Raw genomic sequence first — 23,402 nt, 5'->3', positions numbered from 1 at the left:
AGTTGTTTTAAATGTTTTTAGGTATAAAAATAATATTGTTGATGTACTGAGTTTTATTTTTTTCGTCGTTTGTATTTTGTGTTATAATATCTTCTGTAAGATTTTCCAGCATAAAGCTGTCTCTGTTCAGGTATTTGGCTTCGTATCCCCAGTTCATCACTTCGGATATTTCATTCCAGATAGGCGTGTCGTGGTGTCTTTGTTCCATTTCGACCATTAAAGTCGGCTGAAATCGTCTGATGGTTTCTCTCGCCCCGGATAATGTTTTTATTTCATTTCCTTCAACGTCTATTTTAATGAAATCAAGTCTGTTGAAATGTTCCAGTGCAGCCCATTCGTCCAGCTTGATAACCTTTACTCTCTCCGTATAGCTTTTCTCTTCCCCTTTTTCTTTATAAGAAGTGTTTAAAGTACCGCGTGAAGCAATCGTTTTTCCATTAATAACAGGTACTTTGAACTCTGCAATTCTGTTTTCATCAGAAAGTGCCAGAGGAAGGATATGCATTGCAGGAAACAGCCTTTTCAGTCTTCGGTAAAGTTTCTTATTGGGCTCAAAACCATAAATGTTTTCATGATTCAGTGCGTTTTCCAGCTGATACAGGAAGGTTCCGACATTGGCACCAATGTCTAATATCACTGCATTTTTAGAAAGGTATTCTTTAATCCATACCAGTTCCGGTTCTACATTACGCTCCGAAAAATTATTTTTACTAAGATTATTTAAAGTTTTAAAATATCTTTTTTTGTAGAAATTCGGACTTATATACTGTAGTTTTTCTGCAATTTTTTGGTATAAAGACATTGTAGGCTTTTTGGCGAACAGCAAAGATACGTAAAAATGTAAAACTTTTCTTAAAAAATGTTAATGATAATAAGTTGATTTTCAGTGGAGGTTTGTGTAGTTTGTTTTAGTAAATATTTGTATTTCAGTAAAATTGTGATTGATTGAACAATGAGGTAACAACTGGATTTTTATTTAAAAGCCAGGCAGATTAAGATTTTGTTAGAATAGGATGTGCCGTCAAAGAAATAAGCCAGGAATCAAAGAAAAGGAGCGTTCAGGAAATCATTGAAGGGCTTTATCAGTCTGAAAATTCTGCTCATATTCTTTACTGCATTTTTATCCAGCACTTCATCATCTTTCAGAGCATATATTACAATGAAATTTTTAAGCTTAAGATATTCTCCCATAGGATCTTCTTTTTCGAAACCCTGAGGGATTTTTTTCAGTTTGTCGTCCTGATCAAGTTCGGGAAAATGTTTTTTGAAGTCTTTATTATTGAGGATTTTAAGGAAATCATCCCCATACAGCGAAATTTCTTTACGAACCTCTTTCAGTACAGAAGATTCGGGCATATAAATTCCTCCTGCCAAAAAGGATTTTCCGGGTTCCATGTGAAGGTAATAGCCTCCTTTCTGGTTCCCTTTTCCCATTCCCAGAGAAGCCCCGAAATTGGTTTTATAAGGCGATTTGTCTTTAGAAAAACGGGTGTCTCTGTAAATTCTGAACAGGGCTTTTTTGCTGTCTATTTTTGCAAGTTCTTGATCAAAACCGGACATCTCTTTAATCAGTTCATCTAAAAAAGAAACGACATTTTGCTGAGCTTCCGTGTAAAGATTTTTGTTCTCATTAAACCATTCGCGGTTGTTGTTTTTATTTAACTTTTTTAAAAAATCAAATGTTTTGGAAGAAATGCTTGTAGACATATTGTGTAAGGTGTTTTTCATTATTGTTAAAATGATATTCGAAACAGTTTCTGAGCTCAAATCCCGAATTTCCGTAACTCGAATCCTGCATCCCGAATGTCATAACTCAAATGTACAAAAACTATTCATATCTCAATAATGTGCTTAAACAGACAGGGAAAAATGTCAAAAAAAATATTTTTCATGGTATTATTTTCGAAAATTCATAAATAGTACGGAAAAAATCAATCCAATTTAATAAAAAAAAATAATGTTTAATAACTTTTTAATTTGAAGCCTCTTTTTTTAGATTTAATTTTCTAAAAATCGAAGATATATTAAAGGATTGTGAATTTAAGTTTGCATATTTAAAAATTTATTCAAAAACAAATCAAATATTTATTGTATCTTTGCAAAAATTTTAAAATAGTTAATGAATTTATTTACGGAAACCAATTTAAGTCCTGATATCCTTAAGGCAATTGGCGAACTGGGTTACGAAAGCCCGACAGAAATCCAAAAACAGACTATCCCTTTCATTCTTTCAGATATTCGCGACTTGATCGCACTTGCGCAGACAGGGACAGGCAAAACAGCAGCGTTTTCGCTTCCGATTTTGGATATGATTGACGATACGAGTCGCAAAATCCAATTATTGGTGCTTTGTCCGACACGGGAATTATGTCTTCAGATTTCTAAAGACATAAAGAATTACTCTAAGTACATGAAAGACATCAAAACTACTGCGGTTTATGGTGGAAGTAGTATTGTAGAGCAGATGAGATCTTTGAAGGACAAACCGCAAATCATTGTGGGAACTCCGGGAAGAGTAATTGATCTTATCAACAGAAAGGCATTAGACTTTTCTGCAATTCATTGGTTGGTATTAGACGAAGCTGATGAAATGCTTTCAATGGGATTCAAAGATGAATTGGAAACCATTCTAAGCGAAACTCCGGAAACAAAACAGACTTTCTTATTCTCTGCAACGATGAATAAAGAAGTGGAAAGAATTTCCAAAAATTACCTTACAAAACCTCACCGTATTTCTGTAGGTTCTATCAACGAAGTGAAGAAGAACATTACGCACGAATATTATGTGGTAGGGTACCGCCAGAAAAAAGAAGCATTGAAAAGATTAATTGATGCCAACCCTAACCAGTATTCTATCATCTTCTGCAGAACGAGAATGGAAACTCAGGAGGTTGCTGATTTCTTAATGCAGAACGGATATGCAGCTGATGCTCTTCATGGTGATCTTTCTCAGGCGCAGAGAGATACGGTAATGAAGAAATTCAGATTGAAAAATATCGATATTCTTGTAGCGACAGACGTTGCAGCAAGAGGGCTGGATGTAAACTCACTGACTCACGTTATTCACTTCTCTTTACCGGATGACCCTGAAGTATTCGTTCACAGAAGCGGAAGAACAGGTAGAGCAGGAAAAGACGGTATTTCTATGGCTTTAATCAAGCCTGAAGAAAGCAGAAAACTGAAACAGATCAAGTCTGCAACAAAAATTGAGATTCATGAAAGAACGATTCCTACAGGTGATGATATTATCAAAGCTCAGGTAGGAGGTGTATTCGAAAAATTATTGACGGAGCACGAAGATCTTTTCGAATTTGATGACAGCTTAATCCCGGATCTGAGTAACTTTACAAAAGAAGAACTGGTACACCAGCTTCTGCAGTTCCAGTTGAGAGATCTTGCTTTATACTACAAAGACAAGCATGACCTTGTTGAGCAGAAATTAAGCAGCAGAGACGATGATTACTCAAGAAGAGACCGACGTGACAGAGACCGAGATAGAGGTCGCGACAGAGACAGAGGAAGAGACAGGGAACGTGGCGGAAAACCAAGAAGAAAAGATGAAAACATGGTAAGATTCTTCTTCAACCTTGGTAAAAAAGACCATTTAAAGAAACTTGATGTTTTAGATATTATCAACAAAGCTACTGCTGGCGGAAAAAGCAAGAAAAGAGCGGAAATCGGTGATATTGAAATCTTAGAGAAATTCTCTTTCTTCGAAGTTGAAAAATCGTTCAAAGACAATGTTTTGAGCAATATTCAATCTATGAAATTCAAAGGAAAAGATATGAGAGCTGAAGTAGCAAACTAATCTCTTTCCCAACCATACAAAACCGGCATTAGTGCCGGTTTTTTTGTTTGATAATCAGTTGTTAAGCGAATGTTAACAAAACTTAATGTTATATAGTTTCACGTACAATCCTTTTTTAAGAAATTTGCACACGAATTATAAATACTAAAAAATGGGAATTGGTAATATTTTCCACGCTTTTCAACCAAAAGATAAAATCTTCTTTGTACTTTTCGAAAAAGTAACTGAAAATCTAGTTGCAATGTCAGAAGAATTCAACACAGGAATCAAGGATTTCGATCTTAATGATGATTCAATGTTGAAGAAAATGAGCGACTTCGAACACAAGAACGATGAACTTACACACGAAATTTTCGTAGAATTAGGGAAAAACTTCATTACACCTTTTGACCGTGAGGATATCCACACGCTGGCAACAGGACTTGATGATATTGCTGATTATATCTACGCTTCCACAAAATATATTTTCCTTTACAAATCACCAGAGATGAAGGCTTATTCAGACTTCTCCTTATTGATCCATAAAGCATGTCTTGAAATTCAGAATGCCATGAAAAACCTTAAAGGGTTTAAAAATATGGAACAGGTGAAAGAAGCTTGTATTAAGGTGAACTCTATCGAGAATATTGCAGACGACCTGCTTTCCAATTCAATGGTAGAATTATTTGAAACCAATGATGCCATCAACATTATTAAAGTTTCATCTGTACTGAACTACCTTGAAGTTGTAACGGACAAAGCAGAGGATGTTGCCAATACGATTGAGAACATCATGATTAAATACGCCTAATACATAGCAAAAAATGGAATTTCCTATTTTACTTATAGTTATTATTGCGCTGGCCCTGATCTTCGATTATATCAATGGTTTCCATGATGCTGCCAACTCAATTGCGACTATAGTTTCTACAAAAGTTTTAACTCCATTCCAGGCTGTACTTTGGGCAGCGCTTTGGAACTTTGCAGCGTTCTTCATTGCTGCTTATATCATTGGAGAATTCAAAATTGGTAATACAATTGCCAAAACAGTCAACGAGAATTTTATCACCCTTGAAGTTATATTTTCCGGTCTTGTGGCAGCTATTGCCTGGAACCTGCTTACATGGTGGTTCGGGATCCCTTCATCATCATCACATACACTGATCGGAGGTTTCCTGGGAGCTGCTCTTATGCATGCTTTCATGATGGATTATCATGATGTGGCGGTAGCACAGCCGGACCTTGGAACATGGGGCACCATTAAAGAAGCCTTTAATCAGGTAACACATCAGAGTGTGGTGAAGTTTGATAAAGTAATTCCTATCTTCCTGTTCATTTTCATGGCTCCGATCATAGGGATGATTATCTCCGTTATCATTACACTGATTATTATACACCTTTATAAAAGATCAAACCCGCACAAAGCAGACCAGTCTTTCAAAAGGCTGCAGCTGGCTTCTTCAGCTTTATTCAGCTTGGGACACGGTTTGAATGATGCACAGAAAGTAATGGGGATCATTGGTGCAGCAGTAATCTATTACCACGTTAACATGCTTCAGGATGTACAGTATCTGAATATTCCTTCTGCAGAACGTTTTGACTATTTCGCTCAGCATTATATCTGGGTTCCTCTGGTTTCATTCCTTGCTATTGGTTTAGGAACCATGAGCGGTGGTTGGAAAATCATCAAAACAATGGGTACCAAGATTACTAAAGTAACTTCATTAGAAGGGGTAAGTGCAGAAACTGCAGGGGCTATTACTTTATTCATCACAGACCACTTCGGTATTCCTGTATCTACAACTCATACCATTACAGGTTCCATTATCGGGGTAGGATTAACAAAAAGAGTTTCGGCTGTAAGATGGGGGATTACGGTAAGCCTTCTTTGGGCTTGGGTATTGACAATTCCAATCTCTGCCATTGTAGCAGGAATTACCTATCTTGTGGTGACTTTCTTATCTTAAAGATATATCTCATATCATAACAAAAAACTTTGTCCATTTGGACAAAGTTTTTTTTATAGTAGCGTTGAAACTTAAATTATTAATTAAAAACAAGATGTTTATTGTTGTGATTCATGTTTTTGCATTTTGTTTAAAATAAGTTTCTTATTTTGTTGATTTATATTGCTTTATAGTTTGTTTGTTCCATACATTAGACAAACGTTTTGCAAAATACTTCTGAACAAAAAGCTTATTAAATACAAATTACAATGAAAAAAATATTACTTCTTTCAGTATTTATGTTGGCAGTACTTGTTAAAGCCAATAATTTTAAGAATGAAAAAACAACCCAAGCTGTTTTATTTACACGTTATTTAATAACACTAAAAACTGTTTGTGGAACTACCTATCAAACTATTTTAGATACTGATTTTGATACGTATGATTGTGTAAATAATGAATGGGAAATGTATAATCAACAGGATTGCGGACATGCCAGCTATGAAAACCCACCTGTTTAATATTATCTGAAGCTGTTTGAAATACCTTGTATTTATTTTTTATGAAAAAGATTTTCAGTATATTTTTTTATTTTCTTTTAATCTTTATTAACAGTCAAACTCCCAAATTGGAGGGTGATATTTCGATACTGGAAGTCAAATACAACTTTTCATATATACCGGACACTTTGAATATAGAAAATGTTGTTTCAGAACCAATGATACTCTTGACTAATGGCAAAAAATCTGTTTATTATAGTGAGAATTATAAAGCATTTTCGGATGGTTTTAAAAAACAGGTAGAAACAGCAATAAAGACTGGCAGTATTGTAGAGCCGGGTAAATTAATACAATCGAAAGTAAGGCATTCTGTTTATAAGGATAATGATTCTCTCTATATATCAAACCACCTGGGTAGAGATTTTTATACTTTTCATGCGGAAGACATCCATTGGGAGGTTGATAATCTGACTAATAAAATTATTCAAGGATATAAATGTACAAAAGCTGTTGCTAAAGTTGGAAAGAGAATATTCATAGCGTGGTTTACTTATGAAATTCCTGTTAATGATGGTCCTTATAAGTTTAAAGGCCTTCCAGGATTAATTTTAGATGTTAACGATGAAAACAAGTATTTTAATTTTGAGCTTCTTTCTATAGTTAAAATAAATTTACCTATAGAATATAAAAAAGGATTGTTAATTACTCAATCTCAATACATAGAAAAACGTAAAGAATATATTAATGATCCTTCTCAAGGTAAAATTAATACTCCTGAGTACAGAAAAAGAATTGAAGAAAATAAAAAGAAATTTAATAATTTTTTAGAATAGCAAATAATCACAAAAAACCTCATTAAAACGATGAGGTTTTTGTTTTATAAAGCTTTGAAAAATCGTATTTTTGTTCAAATTATAAGATTTTATGGAATTTTTAGACAGATACCAGCAGATTGTTGCGGACGCCATCACTAAATATACTTTTAAAGACAAACCTTCGGAATTATATGAACCGATGAACTATATTATTTCCCATGGTGGAAAACGCCTTCGTCCCATTATGGTGCTTATGGCGTGTGAGATGTTCGGAGGTGATCTTAAACAGGCCATCAAACCTGCATTGGCGATCGAGTTTTTCCATAATTTCACGCTGATTCATGACGATATTATGGATGAAGCGCCTTTAAGAAGAAATAAGCCTACTATTCATACCCTGCATGGTCTTAATGTGGGAATCCTTTCCGGAGACGGACTGATGCTTAAAGCCTATAAATTCTTTGAAGATCTTGAACCTGAAATTTTCAAAGCATGTATCAGAATTTTTACCCACACAGGACTTCTGTTATGTGAGGGACAACAGTATGATATCAACTTTGAAACTCAGGAGAATGTTACTTTTGACGATTATATCAGAATGATTACTTACAAAACAGGTGTTCTGAGTGCTTCTTCTTTTGAGATCGGAGCTTTGATTGCAAAAGCAGATTTCAAAGACGCCAAAGCGATTTTCAACTTCGGAAAACATATTGGAATTGCCTTCCAGATCATGGATGATTATCTGGATGTATTCGGAGACCAGGCTCAGTTCGGGAAAAAGCATGCCGGGGATATTTATGAAAACAAGAAAACGGTTCTGTATCTGCTGGCAAGAGAGCACGCTACCGATGAAGAAAGAAAAGAACTGGATTACTGGTATTCTAAAAAAACTGAAAATGTAGATAAGGTATATGGGGTTGAGAAGATTTTCAGAAGAACAAAAGTAGATGAAAAAGCGTTGCGTCTGATCGAAAAGCATAATGAAATCGGGCAAAGCTACCTTCAGAAAATAGATGTTCCGGAAGAAAAGAAAAAACCTTTTATCGAACTGGCAAATTATTTGTTGAGAAGAGAAAGTTAATATAGGTAACAGATGGCAGGCCGCAGGTAGCAGCAATTACCTGCAACCTGTTTCCTGCAACCTAACCCCTATACAATGAAATTCAGAACAGAAGTTGATATCCCCGCATCAGATAAAAAGATTGAAATTGAAGATAAAATATTTTCGATAGGTTCTTGTTTTGCCTCTGAAATGACAGATTTACTTCAGGACGGGCAGCTTCAGACTTTAAATAATCCTTTTGGCACCATTTTCAATCCTTATTCTATCAATAATGCTGTCAACAGATTACATGATTCCGCATTTTATGAGGAAGAGGAACTGATTACTTACAATGATGAATATATTTCTCTGGACCACCACACCAGTTTTGATACCCGTTATATTCATCAGACCTTAGATAAAATTAACAGTGCCATTGAAGCCGGAAATGCCTTTCTCCAGGAAGCTGACTGGATCATCATTACCTATGGGTCATCGTTTATTTATGAGTTTCTGCCCAAAAATAAACTGGTAGCCAACTGTCACAAAATTCCACAGAAGTTTTTTGAAAAAAGGCTGCTTTCCCATCAGGAACTGACCAGCTCGATTTACCAGACGATTCTGGATCTTAAAGACATCTGTAAAGAAGGAGTACAAATCCTGTTTACGGTTTCACCTGTAAGACATACCAAGGATGGAATGGTAGAAAACCAGTTAAGTAAATCCAAGCTGATTACGGCCGTTCATGAATCAATTTCAATGTTTGAAGACTGTCATTACCTGCCGGTTTATGAAATTTTAATGGATGACCTGCGTGATTATCGTTTTTATAAAGAGGACATGATTCACCCCAGTGCGCAGGCTGTCAATTATATTTTCGAGAAATTCGGGAATGCTTATTTTTCTGACGAAACCAAGGATTTTATCAAGGAGAATTTTAAAATTATCAAAGCCTTAGAGCATAAAACCAATGATAAGAAGGATCCAAAATTTATTGAGTTCAGAGAAAAGCTTGATCAAAGAATAGAAAATCAGCGTAGGAAAGTAAAACATAAAATATTCTAAATGCCCGATTTTACTAAGATTGATTATCTTAAAGACGGAAATGAAAGGCAGAAAAGAGCTTATGAACTTCTTACAAAACATCGCTTTTTTGAGAAACTAAAGGCATATTCACCTATTTTAGCAGGAACTCTTCCTATTGAAATAGATATAGAAGGAAGTGATCTGGATCTTATTTTTGAGGTTGATTTAAGATTCGGAGAAGATTTTCTGGATGATTTGATGTTCAGCAGGTTTATTCCTAACGATGTGGAAACGAAAGTTGAATATCCTATCATAAACGGTGAAAAATGCATTACATTAAATTTCATGCTGGATGAATTTCCCATTGAAATTTTTGGACAGAATAAACCGACAACGGAACAGAATGCATACCTTCATATGATTGCTGAATATAAAATATTAAAGGAAAAGGGAGAAGAATTTAAACAAAAAATAATAGAACTGAAAAAACAGGGAATAAAAACAGAACCGGCTTTCGGATTATTGCTGGGACTTGAAAATCCTTATGAAGATCTGTTGAAATTTAAATAAAAATGATTGATACACATACACATCTATACGCAGAAGAATTCGATGAAGATAGAAAAGAAGCTATCCAGAGAGCTTTAGACAAAGGAATTACAGGGTTTTATCTTCCTGCCATTGACTCTGAATCCCATGAAAAAATGCTGCAGCTGGAAACAGAATATCCGGGACAGATTTTTTCAATGATGGGGTTACATCCATGTTATGTAAAACCGGAATCCTGGGAGAAAGAACTTGAAATTGTGAAAAATTATCTTGATCAGAGACATTTTCCTGCCATCGGAGAAATCGGTATCGATCTGTACTGGGATAAAACAACGCTGGATATTCAGGTGAAAGCTTTCGAACAGCAGATCGATTGGGCAATAGAAAAAGACCTTCCGATCGTGATTCACACGAGAGAAAGTTTTGATGAGACCTTTGAGGTGCTGGAAAGAAAGAAACACCCGAAGCTGAGAGGGATTTTCCATTGTTTTTCAGGGAATCTTGAACAGGCGCAGCATGCTATTGATCTTAATTTTATTTTAGGAATCGGTGGAGTAGTGACTTTCAAAAACGGGAAGATAGATCAGTTTCTGAGTGAAATTCCATTAGATAAGATTGTTCTGGAAACTGATTCTCCATACCTGGCACCGGTTCCTCACAGAGGAAAAAGAAATGAAAGTTCATATCTTGACCTTGTAGCCGGAAAACTGGTGAATATTTATGGAAAAGACTTTTCTGAAATAGACCGTATTACAACTGAAAATGCAAAGAAACTTTTTAAGTAATACAATTTTAATTACAAGATAAATAAAAACCCTTTTCAGTTTTGAAAAGGGTTTGTTTTTATTTCTTTCTGGTGAAATTCTTATTCTTAGGTTTTTTAAATCCTACTGAAGCTCCCGCAGAAGGCTTTTTACGATTGTTATTGGACCTTGAGTTATTGCTGCCACCTGTTTTAGGTTTTTCACCACCCGCAGGAACAGGTTTGTTATTGGAATCTCTTTTTTGTGCAACCAGGTCATCAGTATGGAACGGATGATCCTTAATCACAGGAATTTTCTTTCCGATCAGTTTTTCGGTGTTCTTTAAGTTTAAAAGATCAAGGCCGTCTACAAAAGAAATAGAGGTTCCTTCAGCTCCGGCTCTTCCTGTTCTTCCAATTCGGTGTACGTAGGTTTCAGAAACGTCGGAAAGCTCAAAATTGATTACGAATTTCAGTTCATCGATATCAATTCCTCTGGCTGCAATATCCGTTGCTACCAGAACTCTTGTTTTTCCGGATTTAAAGTTGTTCAAAGCATTTTGTCTTGCATTCTGAGACTTGTTGCCGTGAATGGCTTCAGCAGAAATATTGTCTTTCTGAAGTTTTCTTGCAATCTTATCAGCTCCATGCTTTGTTCTTGCAAAAACCAGTACGGAATCTGAAATGTCATTTTTCAGAATGTGAGAAAGAAGGTTCAGCTTATTGTCTTTTTCAACGAAATATACAGATTGTTTGATGGTATCCGCAGTAGAAGAAACTGGCGTTACTTCCACTTTCACAGGATTGTTCAGAATTGAGTTAGCCAGCTTCTGAATTTCACCCGGCATTGTTGCTGAAAAGAATAAAGTCTGTCTTCTCTGAGGTAAAAGTTTAATGATTCTTTTTACGTCATGTACAAATCCCATATCCAGCATTCTGTCCGCTTCATCAAGAACAAAGATCTCAAGATTTTTTAAGCTGATGATTCCCTGGGCAATAAAATCTAAAAGTCTTCCCGGTGTTGCAACAAGAATATCAACTCCCTTTTTCAATGCAGCTTCCTGATTTCCTTGTTTTACTCCCCCGAAAATAACAAGTTGCTTTAACGGAAGATATTTACCATAAGCATTAATATTTTCCTCAATCTGAATGGCCAGTTCCCTGGTAGGAGTAAGGATTAATGCTTTTATATGTTTATTGGGAATTTTATTTTTAGATAAATTCTGTAGAATAGGAATAGAAAAAGCAGCTGTTTTACCTGTTCCGGTCTGCGCGCAGCCTAAAAAGTCTCTGCCGTCTAATATATCAGGAATAGATCTTTCCTGGATAGGAGTAGGAGTCGTGTAACCCTGTTCCTGGATTGCTTTTGCAATAGGTTCTATTAAGTTTAAGTCTGTAAAATTCAAATGAATTATTTTAAAATTTAAATAAAAATTCCTTCAGTCTGAAAGAATTACATTCTGCAAAGGTAGTCTAAAAAAAATTAAGATATATTTTAACGTTTTATGTCTTTAGTGAAAATATAATTGACCTGTAAAATTTAAATGGCTGCTCAGACATGAGGAGCCATTGTATTGATATGAAAATCTGAAATTTATTTAAATCTATATCCTACACCAGCCTGCAGGAATCCGATTTTAATAGGGACTGCATTGCTTTTATTCATTTCTATAAAATTGAAATTGTATCTGGCATCCACAAAAAACTTTTCATTAAGTTTATATTCTGCTCCAAGAAATGGAAATAAATTCAAGGTTTTTAAAGATTCATAATTGTGCGTTTCAGCCTCATCAAAAACAGTATTCATTTTTACTTTGGATGATATATTAAATCCTAAGTTCATCCCTACAGAAGCAGAAAGCTCTGGAATAATATAATATTTTACTGAAATGGGAACCTGTATCTGGTTGAATTTATAATTAAAGTGCATGTTACCCATGTTTACCACTTCATTGCCTACCAATTCATACCAGGGATAAGCGTCTTTACCACCCAGTTGTGTATATACTACTTCAGCCTGCAAGCCAAACTTAGAGGACAAAGGCTGCTCGGCCAGGATTCCGGCGTAGAAATAAGATTTTGAATCGAGCTGTGTGTTAAAGAATTTCATGCTGGATAAGGTATATCCTCCTTTTACTCCAAAGCTCATCGATTCGGAAGCTGTTTGTGCATTACTTATTGTTGATAAAACAAATGCCAGAGCGAAAAAAATGTTCTTCTTCATGTTCTTTTTGAATGGTTAATAGTTCTGTAAAATAATAATTCCTCCCAAAAGAAGGAATTATTGTGGCAAAGATAGTTTAAATATTTTTATAAGGCTTACTTCACTTTAGTCCATTCCTGGTTTTTTCTTAAATTCTCAAAAAACTGATAGACTTCAGAAAGCTTCTCACTTCCGCGTTTTCCATAATCTTCTACATTTTTTGAAGTTCCGTCAGCAAATTTGATTCTCAGATAAGAGGTTGGAAGATCTGTGATATTATGTTCACCGTATTTGTCATTCAAACCTTTTACATTCAGCCCATCCAGCAAGCTGATTAATTTATTATAGTCCTCTTCTTTAATGGTTCCTTTAAAAGTTCCTTCACGCGGCTTGGAAAACTCATCTTTTGAAGGCTTGTCATTAAAATTAAAATGTTCTGCTTCAAAAACAGCAGTTCTATCCGGATTAACTGTCATTTTAAAAACAGGGCAGAATCCAAAACATGGGGTAGCCTCATATTCAATGGTAGCATATTTTGAATTTACTTTTTGAGAGGTTGTACAGGATGTTAAAAATACAATTGCACAAATGGTTAGCAAATATTTCATAGTTTTTTCAATTTCAAAGGGTCACGTCAATAATTGTTCCAAAAAGATAAAATGTTCTTTTGTTTTATGTTAAATATAAAATGATAAATCAAATTTTTATTGAACCATTAAGATCGAATGAAGATGGTAAGAACATTAAGAATAAGCTTCGCTTCACGCTTAAAAGTCAGAATGATTTATCTTAATTTTACTTTACCTCTTAAATCCTTCTTAATGGTTTAAAATAATATGTAGCAGAAGAAAAATTAATTTAAAAAAACAGCCTCAGAGAAATCTGAGGCTGTTTTTTATGATGCAGTTTTTACAACTGATGAATCAATATTTTATCCGTGCAACTGTTTCCAGATAGCATCCTTAAGTTCCATAAGGCCTTCACCGGTAACCCCAGAGAAGAACAAAGGCTGTCTGTTCTCAGGGAATTCTGCTGCAATTTCTTTTTTCAGTTCATCATCCAGAAGATCGGATTTTGAAACAGAAATGATGAAATCTTTGTCCAGTAATTCAGGATTGTATTCTTTTAATTCATTCTCAAGGATTTTAAACTCCTGGAAATGATTTTCGGAATCAGCCGGAATTAAGAACAATAGGATAGAGTTTCTTTCAATATGTCTCAGGAATCTGTGTCCTAAACCTTTCCCTTCAGCCGCTCCTTCAATAATCCCCGGAATGTCAGCCATTACAAAAGATTTGTAATTTCTGTAATCCACAATTCCAAGGTTAGGAGTCAGTGTGGTAAAAGCGTAGTTGGCAATTTTTGGTTTTGCCGCAGAAACAGACGCCAGAAGTGTAGATTTTCCGGCATTCGGAAATCCAACCAGACCTACATCTGCCAAAATTTTAAGCTCGAAAACGATATACCCCTCTTCTCCCGGAAGACCTGGCTGTGCATATCTGGGAGTCTGATTGGTAGAAGACTTGAAGTGCTCATTTCCTAAACCTCCTTTACCGCCATGCATCAGAATGATTTCCTGCCCGTCTTCTAAAATTTCACCGATAATTTCGCCTTCCTCATTTTTGGCAATAGTTCCTACCGGAACTTCAATATAAACATCAGCTCCGAAAGCTCCCGTAAGCTGGTTTTTTCCTCCGTTTTCACCACGTTCAGCTTTTACGTGACGGGTGTATCGAAGGGGAAGCAAAGTCCATTCGTTGGCATTTCCTTTCATGATGATGTGACCTCCACGACCTCCGTCGCCTCCGTCAGGACCACCTTTAGGAATATATTTTTCACGGCGAAGGTGGGCAGAACCAGCACCTCCGTGTCCGCTTTTACAATGGATCTTTACGTAATCTACAAAGTTAGACATATAGTTTGTGTTGCGGGTTGCGGGACGATATTTTGTATCCCTTGCTCATTCCCGATTATTTAATTTTCTCTACCTCAGCGAAAAGTTTTTGGGAAATTTCATCAATTTCTCCAACACCGTTTACCTCTACATATTTACCCTGTTGCTTATAAAGCTCGGCAACTTCTGCTGTTTTGGTATAATATTCTTTAATTCTGTTTTCGATGATCTCTACATTGCTGTCGTCTGATCTTCCGCTGGTTTCACCTCTTTTCAGAAGTCTCTCCACCAAAATTTTATCCTCTACTACCAATGAAAGACAGATGTCTATCTCGTCATTCAGTACTTCTTTAACGATCTTTTCCAAAGCTTCTGTCTGAGCAGTCGTTCTTGGATATCCGTCAAAAATAAAACCATTGGTATCAGTAGGTTTTTTGATCTCATCGATCAGCATATCTGTTGTTACCTGATCCGGAACCAATTCTCCCTTATCGATGTATGATTTAGCCAGTTTTCCAAGTTCAGTGTCGTTTTTCATGTTGTATCTGAAAAGATCACCTGTTGAAACCTGTTTTAAATTGAATTTTTCGATCAGACTCTGAGCTTGTGTTCCTTTTCCACTTCCTGGAGGGCCGAACAGAACAATGTTTATCATAATGTTGATTCGCTTCCGGCAATTGGCATTTTGCTTTCAGCTTTTTTAAGTTATTATTAAATTTATTTCTTTATATAATTTTAAGCTAAAAGCTACCAGCTAATAGCCAACAGCACTTTAATGGTTGATTTGTCCTTCTTCCAGCTGATATAGATTCGGCAGGTTTCTTCCTAATTCATCATAATCAAGTCCGTATCCAAGTACAAATTTGTTCGGAATTTCTTTCCCGATATAATCCAGTTTGAAATCTTTTTTATAAACTTCAGGTTTCAGTAAGAAACTTGCCAGTTTTACAGATTTAGGACGTTGTGTTTCTTTAAAATATTTGAAAAGACTTTCAACAGTATTTCCTGTATCAACAATATCTTCTACAAGAATGATGTGACGGTCTTTCACATCTTTTGTCAGTTCCATTTTCTGATAAACAATTCCTGTAGACTCAGTTCCTACATAAGAACTCATTTGAATGAAGGCAATTTCGCATTCCCCCGGGTAATATTTTAAAAGATCAGAGAAGAACATAACAACTCCATTTAAAACGCCAATGAAAACAGGAACTTCATCCTTGTAATCTTCATAAATTCTTAACGCTGTCTCTTTTACAATCTCCTGAATTTCGGCATCCTTTAAATAAGGAACGAAAGTTTTGTCGTGAACTTTAATGCTTTCCATAAAATTTTTAGTAGGAGGCAAAGTTACGGATTTTAGATTTTTCATTAAAATCTTTTTGTGTTTAATCCGGTATTTGTGCTATCTTTGTTCTTTCAAAACCCAAAAATACAGAGATGTAGGATATAATTTCTTTCCGATTTGATCAAACGATAACCATCGTGTTATCGGTGTTTAACCTTTATTAAGAAAGAAATCATGATTTTACTGCAAAATATATCCTTTGGGTTTCCGGGAGGAAATCTTCTATTTAATCATACCAGTTTAACAATACAATCTCATACCAAGTCTGCTTTAGTGGGAAATAACGGTATGGGAAAATCTACCCTGCTGAAAATAATTGCAGGTGAAATACATCCTTTAAGTGGCAATGTCAGTATTCAGGGGGATGTTTTTTATGTACCCCAAATGTTTGGGAATTTCAATCATTTTACTATTGCCGAATGTCTGAAAATAGATCAGAAGCTACATGCTCTTGAAAAAATCACCGGCGGAGAGGTGGATGAAATCTATTTTGAAACACTCAATGATGATTGGGATATTGAGGAACGATGCCGGCATGTCCTGGAACTTTGGGGGCTTGGCAATTTTGAACTTACCCAGAAACTGGAAGGCTTGAGCGGAGGACAGAAAACCAAAGTTTTTCTTGCCGGAATCCAGATCAATCAGCCGGATATTATCATATTGGATGAGCCTACCAATCATCTGGATATGGAAGGCAGAAAGTTGTTGTATGATCTTATTGGCAAAACAGATGCAACTGTCGTGATCGTAAGTCATGACCGTGCATTACTTAATCTTGTTGATAGCATTTTCGAGTTAAGCAATCAGGGAATAGCTGCCTATGGAGGGAATTATGATTTTTATACAGAACAGAAAGAGATAGAGGAAGAAGCATTACATAATGATATTCATGCTAAAGAACGGGCGTTGAAAAAAGCCAAGGAAAAAGAGCGGGAAACATTGGAACGAAAACAAAAGCTGGATGCCAGAGGTAAGGGGAAACAGGAAAAATCCGGGGTAGCAAGGATTATGATGAATACCTTAAGGAATAATGCTGAGAAAAATTCTTCGAAATTACAATCTGTTCATACAGAGAAAATCAGTGGTATTTCACATGAATTAAGGGATCTCCGTTCATCGGTAAGAAATTTTGATCAGATGAAAGTGAATTTTAATGATTCCAGTTTGCATTCAGGGAAAATTCTGATTACTGCTGAAAATATCAACTTCAGTTATGGAGAACAGAAACTTTGGAAGGAAAATCTTACGCTTGAGGTCCGAAGTGGAGACCGGATATCAATTAAAGGAGGGAATGGTTCCGGAAAAACGACACTGATAAATCTTCTGCTGGGAAAAATAGGGCCTTCGGAAGGACAGATAAGCAGATCTGAATTCAATAATATCTATATTGATCAGGAATATTCTCTGATTGATAATGACTCAACGCTGTATGATTTTGTACAGACTTTCAATGACAGCGCCATGCAGGAATCTGAAGTGAAAACATTACTGTCCAGATTTTTATTCGGGAAAGATACCTGGGACAAAAAATGCGGGATGCTGAGTGGAGGAGAGCGCTTACGGTTGCTTCTCTGCGGACTTTCCATCAGCAATAAGGCACCCGATATGATCATTCTTGATGAACCCACCAATAACCTCGATCTTCAGAACGTGGAAATCCTTACCAATTCCATCAAAGACTATCATGGCACCCTGTTGGTGATTTCCCACGATGAAGTTTTCCTGGAAGAGATTGGGATAGACCGGGAATTAGCGCTGGAATAATGCTTGTATTTTGTAAATTGTACGGAATTAATCAGATATTCAGTAGAGGTGGGCTTTAGCGCGTCTATCAATAAGATTAGAAATCCATCGGCTTTAGCCAAAACTTATCATAAAAAATCCCGGCTGACTATAACCGGGATTTTGCTTTTTATTTTTCACTTTTCCTGTTGATTGCATCCAGAACCATATCCATCTTTTGTTGTAGTTCATAATCCCCTGAAATTTCAATGAAAGGAATATTCATCTCAGACAGCCATTCCAGATGGGCTTTTAAAGTTCTGGTGGCAATCCCGGTATTGTAATCATAATCTTTGGCCCATTCCATGAATTCCTGATATTTTTGAGCTTTTTCCGGATGAGTGAAAATTTCATCACCATATCTTCCATATTCTCTTTTTCTCAGTCTTTCCATTCGTATTTCAGGAGGAAGATAGAGAAATACAATCAGATCAAATACCGGAAATATATTTTCACCCCAATGAATGATAGAACCTCCGAAAATCCAGTTCTCAGTGGTATGAAGTTTATCCGAAACAATAGTGTTCCTTATTTCAGGATTCTGTTTTTCTGTAAAAGGAACTTCAGTTTTAAGCCAGAAAAAATCGTCACTGTCAAAATATTCGATATTGAGTTTCTCAGACAGTGTTTTTCCTAAAGTGGTAACGCCGGAACCGAAGCTCCGAAAATATGGAGTCTCATGATTTTGTTACAATCCAGTTATAAATCCCGTTCAGTACCTCTTCCCGTATTTCCTCATTCAGAATCTCATGGCGCATTTCCGGATAGATCTTTACGTCTACATTTTGAAAACCATCAACTTTTAAGTTGTTGACCGTATGTATTACGCCTTTTCCAAAATCACCGATCGGATCATTCTGCCCGCTTACCAATAAAAATGGAAATGATTTCGGAATGGAAGAAGCCCAGTTCCTGGATGTAGCTTTTTTATAGATGGTAAACAAGGTATAAAAAGCATTATGGGTGAACGGGATTCCGCAGAGTTCATCCTCTTCAAATTTCTTTCTGTTTTCAGGATTAATACTGAGCCAGCTGGTATCACTGAAATCTTTATCCTTTTTAAATTGCTTGTTATTGACATTCGTAAAAACAGAATTCAGAAAAGTACGATGATGAGGTGCGATTGCTGTCGCTAAAGATAAGTAACCTCTTAACAAGTCTATCCCCGGTAAAGGTCCGCCGGTTCCTGTAATGACAGCGCCTGCAAACTTGCTGCTTGCCTTTTGAAGAAGACAACGTGTGATAAAAGATCCCATAGAATGTCCCAGAATAAAATGGGGAACATCCGGGTATTGTTCTGCAAGATGATCAGCCATCATTTCCGTGTCTGCAACAAGTCTTTCATCCGGTTTTTCAATCTGGAAGAATCCAATGTCTTTTTTCTCCTTTACCGATTTTCCATGTCCCAAATGATCATATGTCAATACTGCAATCCCATGAGCTGCAAAATATTCCGCAATCTCTGCATATCTTCCGCTGTGTTCCTGCATACCGTGAACAATGAGTAGCGTGGCTTCTGCGGTTTCAGGTGAAAATAAGGTGTGGAAGAGGTGGGAGTTGGTGTCTATTTTTGAGACCAGATAGTTTGATTTTTGGGATGAATTCATAACAATTGGAATATTATTTTATTTCAATATCTGGAAGTTTATAATTTCCAACTGCTTCAATTAATTTTGAAGTGTTGGTTTTTAAATTATTAAAGAAAGAATCCATATTTTCCGGATACCCTCTTTCACTCAGCGCAAAAAGAAGAATGCCTTTATTCTTCCCATTACTAATAATTTTGTAGCGGTAAATATTTCTTTCTGCAATAAGTATTTCCTTGCCGTCTTTTGAATTTTCACTGATAAGAAAATCTAAGATATACTCTTCCTTATTTTCAAAAATCTTATAATTGACAACCGGGTTGGCCTTTTTCATTTCCTGCAATTCAGCTGCTTTTTGATCAACAACATCCTTGATATTAAAATCACCTTTTACAAAATCGACCAATACCATACTGTTGTATCTGTTGACGTTTTCATTTGAACTGATATATTCCTGTTTGAAATAGTTTTCATTAGGATGTGAACTCCATACGAGCTTATATTCCTTTTGATTCAACTTAATGGGACCTGGTATATTTAAATAATCATTTACTGTATTCTGAGCGTTTACGTAGAAAAGAGGTATGGTTAAAAGTAGAATCAGAATTTTAATTTTCATTGTATAAATTTATAGTAAATATAATCCATTTTATATAGGTGTGAAAGTGAAAATATAGATGAAATAATATTCAACCTTATGATTTTCACCCCAACTTAAAATAAATATCCTCTAGAATTTGGCCGTCATTTTTTTTAAAAGTAATTTTGCACGAATCTAAAAACAAAAGTAAAATATGTCAACTTATGTAGTTGTAGGTCTTCAGTACGGAGATGAAGGCAAAGGAAAAATCACGGATGTTTTATCAGCAAAATCGGACTATGTAGTGCGTTTCCAGGGTGGAGACAACGCTGGTCACACGGTTTATGTAGGGGATGAAAAATTCGTTCTACACCTTCTTCCTTCAGGAGTTCTTCAATGCAAAGGGAAATGTATCATTGCGAACGGAGTAGTGGTAAACCCTAAGTCTTTCATTAAAGAAGTAGGTCAGATCGAGAGCAAGGGCTTGAGAACAGATCATATCTTTATCAGCAGAAGAGCGCATGTGATCATGCCTTACCACATCCGTTTGGATACTTACCGTGAAGAGGAACACGGGGGAACTCAGATCGGAACTACCAAAAAAGGAATCGGACCTTGTTATGAAGATAAAATTGCAAGAGTCGGGATCAGAATGGTAGACCTTTTAAATCCTGAGATTTTAAGAGATAAAATCGAGAAAAACTTAAAAGTTAAAAATTCTCTTTTTGAAAAATATTACGGGAAACCGGCTTTAGACGTTGAAGAAATCTACAATGAATATTTAGCCATCGGAAAGCAGCTTCAGGACAGAATCGTTGATACTGAATTAGAATTAAACGAAGCAATCAGAGACGGTAAAAACGTTTTATTCGAAGGAGCACAGGCGTTAATGCTTGATATCGACTTCGGAACTTATCCGTATGTAACTTCATCTTCTCCATCTACAGGTGGTGTTTGTTCAGGAGCAGGTGTTCCGCCAACGTCACTTCAGAACCTTATCGGTGTAGCAAAAGCATACTGTACAAGAGTTGGAAACGGACCTTTCCCTTCTGAATTAGATAACGAACTGGGTGAAAAAATCAGACAGATCGGTGGTGAATTCGGAGCAACTACTGGAAGACCAAGAAGAACAGGCTGGTTAGACCTTGTTTCTTTAAAGCATGCCTGTATGATCAACGGTATCAATAATCTTGTGATCACGAAGCTTGACGTTCTTACTGGAATTGAAAACCTGAAAGTAGTAACCCATTACAAAACTGAAGACGGAAAAATCATTGATTATTTCACTTCGTCAACAGAAAAACTATACAACTACGAACCAATCTATCAGGATTTACCAGGCTGGAGCGAAGATATTACCAAAGCAAGAAGCTATGATGAACTTCCTGACACTGCTCAGAAATACATCGAGTTTATTGAAAAATACTTAGGAATCAATGTTTATTTAGTTTCTGTAGGTCCTGAAAGAAGTCAGAACATCATCAGAAAAGAATTATTCTAACATTTCTTACAACATAAAATAAAAAAGAGACTATCATTGATGGTCTCTTTTTTTGTTTTTATAAGAGGTCATTAAGTTTGTTCCACCACTTACTTTAGAAGAAATAACTCCTATTTCTTGCATAAACTTTCTACTTATAAATGTTAAAATTTAAACTTTATCATAAAATTTTCTAATATTATGTTGTTTTGATAAAATTTTGGCAGATGTTTTGATATTGAAACAGTACTTGTCGATAAGAACAATAAAACTAATAATCAAATTTTTTTTAACAGTTTAAATAGTAGTAGTGATGAAACAACATAACCAAAACCAGGAATTTCGGTTTAACGAAGTCCTGTTCGAGCACCGCAATAAAGACTATGGTGCCTATGTATTAAGAAACGAATCAGATAGAATATTAACCAAAGCGCTTTTTGTAGGGATAAGTTTATTGGCAGCTGCGTCTTTAACACCGCTTGTGATTTCAGCATTTAAAACAGAGGGGAAACGAGTGCTAACAGATGGAGTAGAGATTGAGTTTACCCCAATTACACCAGATGAACCTGTAGCTCCGCCAGTAACAATTACTCCGGTAAAGCCCGAAACAGCTCCCAATACAAAAACATTTGACAGTACAGTGCCTACGCCATCAAGTACAGCTCAGGATAATGTGAAAAAGGATCCTGTTCCTGATGATGCAGTAGCAGGTTTTAAGGACAATTTTAAAGGAGATCCTGTGGCGCCGAATACACCTAATGTTCCAACAGTAACAGTAGGAACAGGGCCTGTAATCATGACACCTCCACCTGTAATTGCTGATCCGGTGGACAAAACTAAAATTGCTGAAGCAGGAGAATTGGGAGTAGAAGCCAGTTATCCTGGCGGAATAGACTCCTTCAGAAATAAAGTAATGAACAGCTTCGACGGTTCAGGATTTGAATCAGAAGATGTTGTAAAGACGACAGTTACCTTTATTGTAGAAATGGACGGAACCATCTCAGGGGTAAAAGCTAACGGAACCAACGCCGATTTTAACAATGAGGCAATGAGAACAATTAAAATGATTTCCAGTAAAGGAAAATGGATTCCCGCCAAAAACAAAAAAGGAGAATACGTAAGAAGTTATTTCAAATTTCCAATCTCCATGAAATTTGAAAATTAACATGTAAAAGTAAATTTCAAATAGTTATCCACAAAGAATTTTTTTTGTGGATAATTTTTTTTATCGTTAAATTGCTTATTAACAATATTTTAACTCAATTTTGATTTTCTCCACTTACCGAGAGCAAAGAAAAAAGTGTATTTTTGAATCTTAAAGTTCTAATAATGGCAAAAATCATAGGTATTGCTAATCAAAAAGGAGGTGTTGGTAAAACTACCACCGCTGTAAATTTGGCAGCAGCATTAGGAGTATTGGAAAAAAGAATATTAATTATTGATGCTGATCCTCAGGCGAATGCAACATCCGGATTGGGTGTTGAGGATGTTCAGTATTCTACATATAATCTGCTGGAGCATAGTGCAGATACAAGGGTTTGTATCAAAAGAACAGCAACTCCGAATCTGGATATTATTCCGTCACACATCGACCTTGTAGCTGCAGAAATTGAATTGGTTGACAAGGAAGACCGTGAGTATATGCTGAAAAAAGCATTAGCCAGTGTAAGAGATGATTATGATTATATTATCATCGACTGTGCACCGAGTTTGGGTCTTATCACGGTAAACGCCCTTACGGCAGCAGATTCCGTAATTATTCCGATCCAGTGCGAGTATTTTGCATTAGAAGGACTTGGAAAGCTTTTGAACACTGTTAAAAATGTTCAGAAGATCCATAATAAAGATCTTGGAATAGAAGGTCTTCTTCTTACCATGTATGACAGCAGATTGAGATTATCTAATCAGGTTGTTGAAGAAGTAAATCTGCATTTCCCTGAGATGGTTTTTGAAACCATTATCAGCAGAAACGTAAGATTGAGTGAAGCACCAAGTTTCGGGGAAAGTATCCTAAATTATGATGCGGAAAGTAAAGGAGCTGTTCAGTATATTCAGTTAGCTGAAGAAGTTCTTTTAAAAAATGAAAACTTAATAAAGAATTAAATTAATAATAAATGGCCAA

Annotated in this window: 24 protein-coding genes; 13 read left to right on the top strand and 11 right to left on the bottom strand. The window is 35.9% G+C overall.

Features of this window, described 5'->3' with window-relative positions:
• Positions 1 to 7: 7 nt before the first annotated feature.
• Both ACE3RB_RS14160 and ACE3RB_RS14155 read right to left on the bottom strand, forming a co-directional pair.
• The gene (locus ACE3RB_RS14160) at positions 8 to 802 is read right to left on the bottom strand and encodes an FkbM family methyltransferase (protein WP_374464797.1); all 795 of its coding nucleotides are present in this window, start codon (positions 800 to 802) and stop codon (positions 8 to 10) included.
• Positions 803 to 1,041: 239 nt separating this feature from the next.
• Entirely contained in the window at positions 1,042 to 1,707 is a 666-nt protein-coding gene (locus tag ACE3RB_RS14155) for a DUF2461 domain-containing protein (RefSeq protein WP_374464796.1), read from the bottom strand.
• Positions 1,708 to 2,119: 412 nt separating this feature from the next.
• Between ACE3RB_RS14155 and ACE3RB_RS14150 the strand changes: the two genes are divergently transcribed.
• From ACE3RB_RS14150 to ACE3RB_RS14110, 9 genes are all read left to right on the top strand, one after another.
• Positions 2,120 to 3,808 carry a DEAD/DEAH box helicase gene (locus ACE3RB_RS14150; protein ID WP_374464795.1) on the top strand — a complete coding sequence of 563 codons (1,689 nt, stop codon included), beginning with the start codon at positions 2,120 to 2,122 and terminating at the stop codon, positions 3,806 to 3,808.
• Between the two features lie 151 nt (positions 3,809 to 3,959).
• Complete coding sequence (locus ACE3RB_RS14145; RefSeq protein ID WP_002981301.1) at positions 3,960 to 4,598, top strand: DUF47 domain-containing protein; 639 nt, start codon at positions 3,960 to 3,962, stop codon at positions 4,596 to 4,598.
• 13 nt (positions 4,599 to 4,611) lie between these two features.
• Positions 4,612 to 5,754, top strand: coding sequence for an anion permease (locus ACE3RB_RS14140; RefSeq protein WP_374464794.1), 1,143 nt, complete (start codon positions 4,612 to 4,614; stop codon positions 5,752 to 5,754).
• Between the two features lie 248 nt (positions 5,755 to 6,002).
• Positions 6,003 to 6,254 carry a hypothetical protein gene (locus ACE3RB_RS14135; protein ID WP_374464793.1) on the top strand — a complete coding sequence of 84 codons (252 nt, stop codon included), beginning with the start codon at positions 6,003 to 6,005 and terminating at the stop codon, positions 6,252 to 6,254.
• A gap of 41 nt (positions 6,255 to 6,295) precedes the next feature.
• Positions 6,296 to 7,066, top strand: a complete 771-nt coding sequence (locus ACE3RB_RS14130) for a GLPGLI family protein (protein ID WP_374464792.1) — start codon at positions 6,296 to 6,298, stop codon at positions 7,064 to 7,066.
• Positions 7,067 to 7,157: 91 nt separating this feature from the next.
• Complete coding sequence (locus tag ACE3RB_RS14125) at positions 7,158 to 8,129, top strand: polyprenyl synthetase family protein (protein WP_332386013.1); 972 nt, start codon at positions 7,158 to 7,160, stop codon at positions 8,127 to 8,129.
• Positions 8,130 to 8,204: 75 nt separating this feature from the next.
• A complete protein-coding gene (locus tag ACE3RB_RS14120; RefSeq protein WP_374464791.1) occupies positions 8,205 to 9,155 on the top strand; it encodes a GSCFA domain-containing protein in 951 nt (316 codons plus the stop codon).
• Positions 9,156 to 9,686: a DUF4269 domain-containing protein gene (locus ACE3RB_RS14115; RefSeq protein ID WP_374464790.1), complete on the top strand. Its 531-nt coding sequence runs from the start codon at positions 9,156 to 9,158 to the stop codon at positions 9,684 to 9,686. It begins immediately after the preceding gene.
• Between the two features lie 2 nt (positions 9,687 to 9,688).
• Positions 9,689 to 10,450, top strand: coding sequence for a TatD family hydrolase (locus tag ACE3RB_RS14110; RefSeq protein ID WP_374464789.1), 762 nt, complete (start codon positions 9,689 to 9,691; stop codon positions 10,448 to 10,450).
• Positions 10,451 to 10,508: 58 nt separating this feature from the next.
• Here the strand turns inward: ACE3RB_RS14110 and ACE3RB_RS14105 are convergent, their stop codons facing one another.
• The 6 genes from ACE3RB_RS14105 to ACE3RB_RS14080 form a co-directional block, all read right to left on the bottom strand.
• Positions 10,509 to 11,813, bottom strand: coding sequence for a DEAD/DEAH box helicase (locus ACE3RB_RS14105; RefSeq protein WP_374464788.1), 1,305 nt, complete (start codon positions 11,811 to 11,813; stop codon positions 10,509 to 10,511).
• Between the two features lie 188 nt (positions 11,814 to 12,001).
• Positions 12,002 to 12,631: a porin family protein gene (locus ACE3RB_RS14100; RefSeq protein WP_374464787.1), complete on the bottom strand. Its 630-nt coding sequence runs from the start codon at positions 12,629 to 12,631 to the stop codon at positions 12,002 to 12,004.
• Between the two features lie 95 nt (positions 12,632 to 12,726).
• The gene (locus ACE3RB_RS14095; RefSeq protein WP_374464786.1) at positions 12,727 to 13,218 is read right to left on the bottom strand and encodes a DUF6438 domain-containing protein; all 492 of its coding nucleotides are present in this window, start codon (positions 13,216 to 13,218) and stop codon (positions 12,727 to 12,729) included.
• 323 nt (positions 13,219 to 13,541) lie between these two features.
• Positions 13,542 to 14,525, bottom strand: a complete 984-nt coding sequence (obgE, locus tag ACE3RB_RS14090; RefSeq protein WP_002981284.1) for a GTPase ObgE — start codon at positions 14,523 to 14,525, stop codon at positions 13,542 to 13,544.
• Positions 14,526 to 14,580: 55 nt separating this feature from the next.
• On the bottom strand, positions 14,581 to 15,159 hold the full coding sequence (locus ACE3RB_RS14085) for an adenylate kinase (RefSeq protein ID WP_374464785.1): 579 nt from the start codon (positions 15,157 to 15,159) through the stop codon (positions 14,581 to 14,583).
• 117 nt (positions 15,160 to 15,276) lie between these two features.
• Positions 15,277 to 15,831 (bottom strand): phosphoribosyltransferase, encoded by a 555-nt coding sequence (locus ACE3RB_RS14080; protein ID WP_041461548.1) that lies wholly within the window; start codon positions 15,829 to 15,831, stop codon positions 15,277 to 15,279.
• Positions 15,832 to 16,026: 195 nt separating this feature from the next.
• Here ACE3RB_RS14080 and ACE3RB_RS14075 point away from each other — a divergent pair, with 195 nt between their 5' ends.
• Positions 16,027 to 17,616: an ABC-F family ATP-binding cassette domain-containing protein gene (locus ACE3RB_RS14075; RefSeq protein ID WP_374464784.1), complete on the top strand. Its 1,590-nt coding sequence runs from the start codon at positions 16,027 to 16,029 to the stop codon at positions 17,614 to 17,616.
• 148 nt (positions 17,617 to 17,764) lie between these two features.
• Here the strand turns inward: ACE3RB_RS14075 and ACE3RB_RS14070 are convergent, their stop codons facing one another.
• The 3 genes from ACE3RB_RS14070 to ACE3RB_RS14060 form a co-directional block, all read right to left on the bottom strand.
• The gene (locus ACE3RB_RS14070; RefSeq protein WP_374464804.1) at positions 17,765 to 18,241 is read right to left on the bottom strand and encodes an adenylate kinase; all 477 of its coding nucleotides are present in this window, start codon (positions 18,239 to 18,241) and stop codon (positions 17,765 to 17,767) included.
• 70 nt (positions 18,242 to 18,311) lie between these two features.
• Positions 18,312 to 19,241, bottom strand: a complete 930-nt coding sequence (locus ACE3RB_RS14065; protein ID WP_374464783.1) for an alpha/beta fold hydrolase — start codon at positions 19,239 to 19,241, stop codon at positions 18,312 to 18,314.
• A gap of 13 nt (positions 19,242 to 19,254) precedes the next feature.
• Complete coding sequence (locus ACE3RB_RS14060; protein WP_374464782.1) at positions 19,255 to 19,839, bottom strand: hypothetical protein; 585 nt, start codon at positions 19,837 to 19,839, stop codon at positions 19,255 to 19,257.
• A 175-nt stretch (positions 19,840 to 20,014) separates the two neighbouring features.
• On the opposite strand from ACE3RB_RS14060, the gene ACE3RB_RS14055 reads away from it, so the two are divergent.
• From ACE3RB_RS14055 to ACE3RB_RS14045, 3 genes are all read left to right on the top strand, one after another.
• Positions 20,015 to 21,301, top strand: a complete 1,287-nt coding sequence (locus ACE3RB_RS14055) for an adenylosuccinate synthase (RefSeq protein ID WP_374464781.1) — start codon at positions 20,015 to 20,017, stop codon at positions 21,299 to 21,301.
• 292 nt (positions 21,302 to 21,593) lie between these two features.
• A complete protein-coding gene (locus ACE3RB_RS14050; RefSeq protein ID WP_374464780.1) occupies positions 21,594 to 22,445 on the top strand; it encodes an energy transducer TonB in 852 nt (283 codons plus the stop codon).
• Between the two features lie 164 nt (positions 22,446 to 22,609).
• Complete coding sequence (locus ACE3RB_RS14045; RefSeq protein WP_002981269.1) at positions 22,610 to 23,383, top strand: ParA family protein; 774 nt, start codon at positions 22,610 to 22,612, stop codon at positions 23,381 to 23,383.
• Positions 23,384 to 23,402: the final 19 nt, after the last annotated feature.

It is taken from the genome of Chryseobacterium sp., from assembly GCF_041914225.1.
GTDB lineage: Bacteria > Bacteroidota > Bacteroidia > Flavobacteriales > Weeksellaceae > Chryseobacterium.
The sequence above is the reverse complement of the archived record's forward strand: the minus strand, read 5'-3'. Positions and strand labels throughout refer to the sequence as shown.

What these genes read in the sequence shown, in the direction of transcription:
- ACE3RB_RS14125 (WP_332386013.1), top strand. Translation starts at nt 7,158, where the DNA reads ATGGAATTTTTAGACAGATACCAGCAGATTGTTGCGGACGCCATCACT.
- ACE3RB_RS14075 (WP_374464784.1), top strand. Translation starts at nt 16,027, where the DNA reads ATGATTTTACTGCAAAATATATCCTTTGGGTTTCCGGGAGGAAATCTT.
- ACE3RB_RS14055 (WP_374464781.1), top strand. Translation starts at nt 20,015, where the DNA reads ATGTCAACTTATGTAGTTGTAGGTCTTCAGTACGGAGATGAAGGCAAA.
- ACE3RB_RS14115 (WP_374464790.1), top strand. Translation starts at nt 9,156, where the DNA reads ATGCCCGATTTTACTAAGATTGATTATCTTAAAGACGGAAATGAAAGG.
- ACE3RB_RS14065 (WP_374464783.1), bottom strand. Translation starts at nt 19,241, where the DNA reads ATGAATTCATCCCAAAAATCAAACTATCTGGTCTCAAAAATAGACACC.
- ACE3RB_RS14045 (WP_002981269.1), top strand. Translation starts at nt 22,610, where the DNA reads ATGGCAAAAATCATAGGTATTGCTAATCAAAAAGGAGGTGTTGGTAAA.
- ACE3RB_RS14145 (WP_002981301.1), top strand. Translation starts at nt 3,960, where the DNA reads ATGGGAATTGGTAATATTTTCCACGCTTTTCAACCAAAAGATAAAATC.
- ACE3RB_RS14120 (WP_374464791.1), top strand. Translation starts at nt 8,205, where the DNA reads ATGAAATTCAGAACAGAAGTTGATATCCCCGCATCAGATAAAAAGATT.
- ACE3RB_RS14150 (WP_374464795.1), top strand. Translation starts at nt 2,120, where the DNA reads ATGAATTTATTTACGGAAACCAATTTAAGTCCTGATATCCTTAAGGCA.
- ACE3RB_RS14100 (WP_374464787.1), bottom strand. Translation starts at nt 12,631, where the DNA reads ATGAAGAAGAACATTTTTTTCGCTCTGGCATTTGTTTTATCAACAATA.
- obgE (WP_002981284.1), bottom strand. Translation starts at nt 14,525, where the DNA reads ATGTCTAACTTTGTAGATTACGTAAAGATCCATTGTAAAAGCGGACAC.
- ACE3RB_RS14080 (WP_041461548.1), bottom strand. Translation starts at nt 15,831, where the DNA reads ATGGAAAGCATTAAAGTTCACGACAAAACTTTCGTTCCTTATTTAAAG.
- ACE3RB_RS14135 (WP_374464793.1), top strand. Translation starts at nt 6,003, where the DNA reads ATGAAAAAAATATTACTTCTTTCAGTATTTATGTTGGCAGTACTTGTT.
- ACE3RB_RS14130 (WP_374464792.1), top strand. Translation starts at nt 6,296, where the DNA reads ATGAAAAAGATTTTCAGTATATTTTTTTATTTTCTTTTAATCTTTATT.
- ACE3RB_RS14060 (WP_374464782.1), bottom strand. Translation starts at nt 19,839, where the DNA reads ATGAAAATTAAAATTCTGATTCTACTTTTAACCATACCTCTTTTCTAC.
- ACE3RB_RS14160 (WP_374464797.1), bottom strand. Translation starts at nt 802, where the DNA reads ATGTCTTTATACCAAAAAATTGCAGAAAAACTACAGTATATAAGTCCG.
- ACE3RB_RS14155 (WP_374464796.1), bottom strand. Translation starts at nt 1,707, where the DNA reads ATGTCTACAAGCATTTCTTCCAAAACATTTGATTTTTTAAAAAAGTTA.
- ACE3RB_RS14085 (WP_374464785.1), bottom strand. Translation starts at nt 15,159, where the DNA reads ATGATAAACATTGTTCTGTTCGGCCCTCCAGGAAGTGGAAAAGGAACA.
- ACE3RB_RS14050 (WP_374464780.1), top strand. Translation starts at nt 21,594, where the DNA reads ATGAAACAACATAACCAAAACCAGGAATTTCGGTTTAACGAAGTCCTG.
- ACE3RB_RS14095 (WP_374464786.1), bottom strand. Translation starts at nt 13,218, where the DNA reads ATGAAATATTTGCTAACCATTTGTGCAATTGTATTTTTAACATCCTGT.
- ACE3RB_RS14110 (WP_374464789.1), top strand. Translation starts at nt 9,689, where the DNA reads ATGATTGATACACATACACATCTATACGCAGAAGAATTCGATGAAGAT.
- ACE3RB_RS14140 (WP_374464794.1), top strand. Translation starts at nt 4,612, where the DNA reads ATGGAATTTCCTATTTTACTTATAGTTATTATTGCGCTGGCCCTGATC.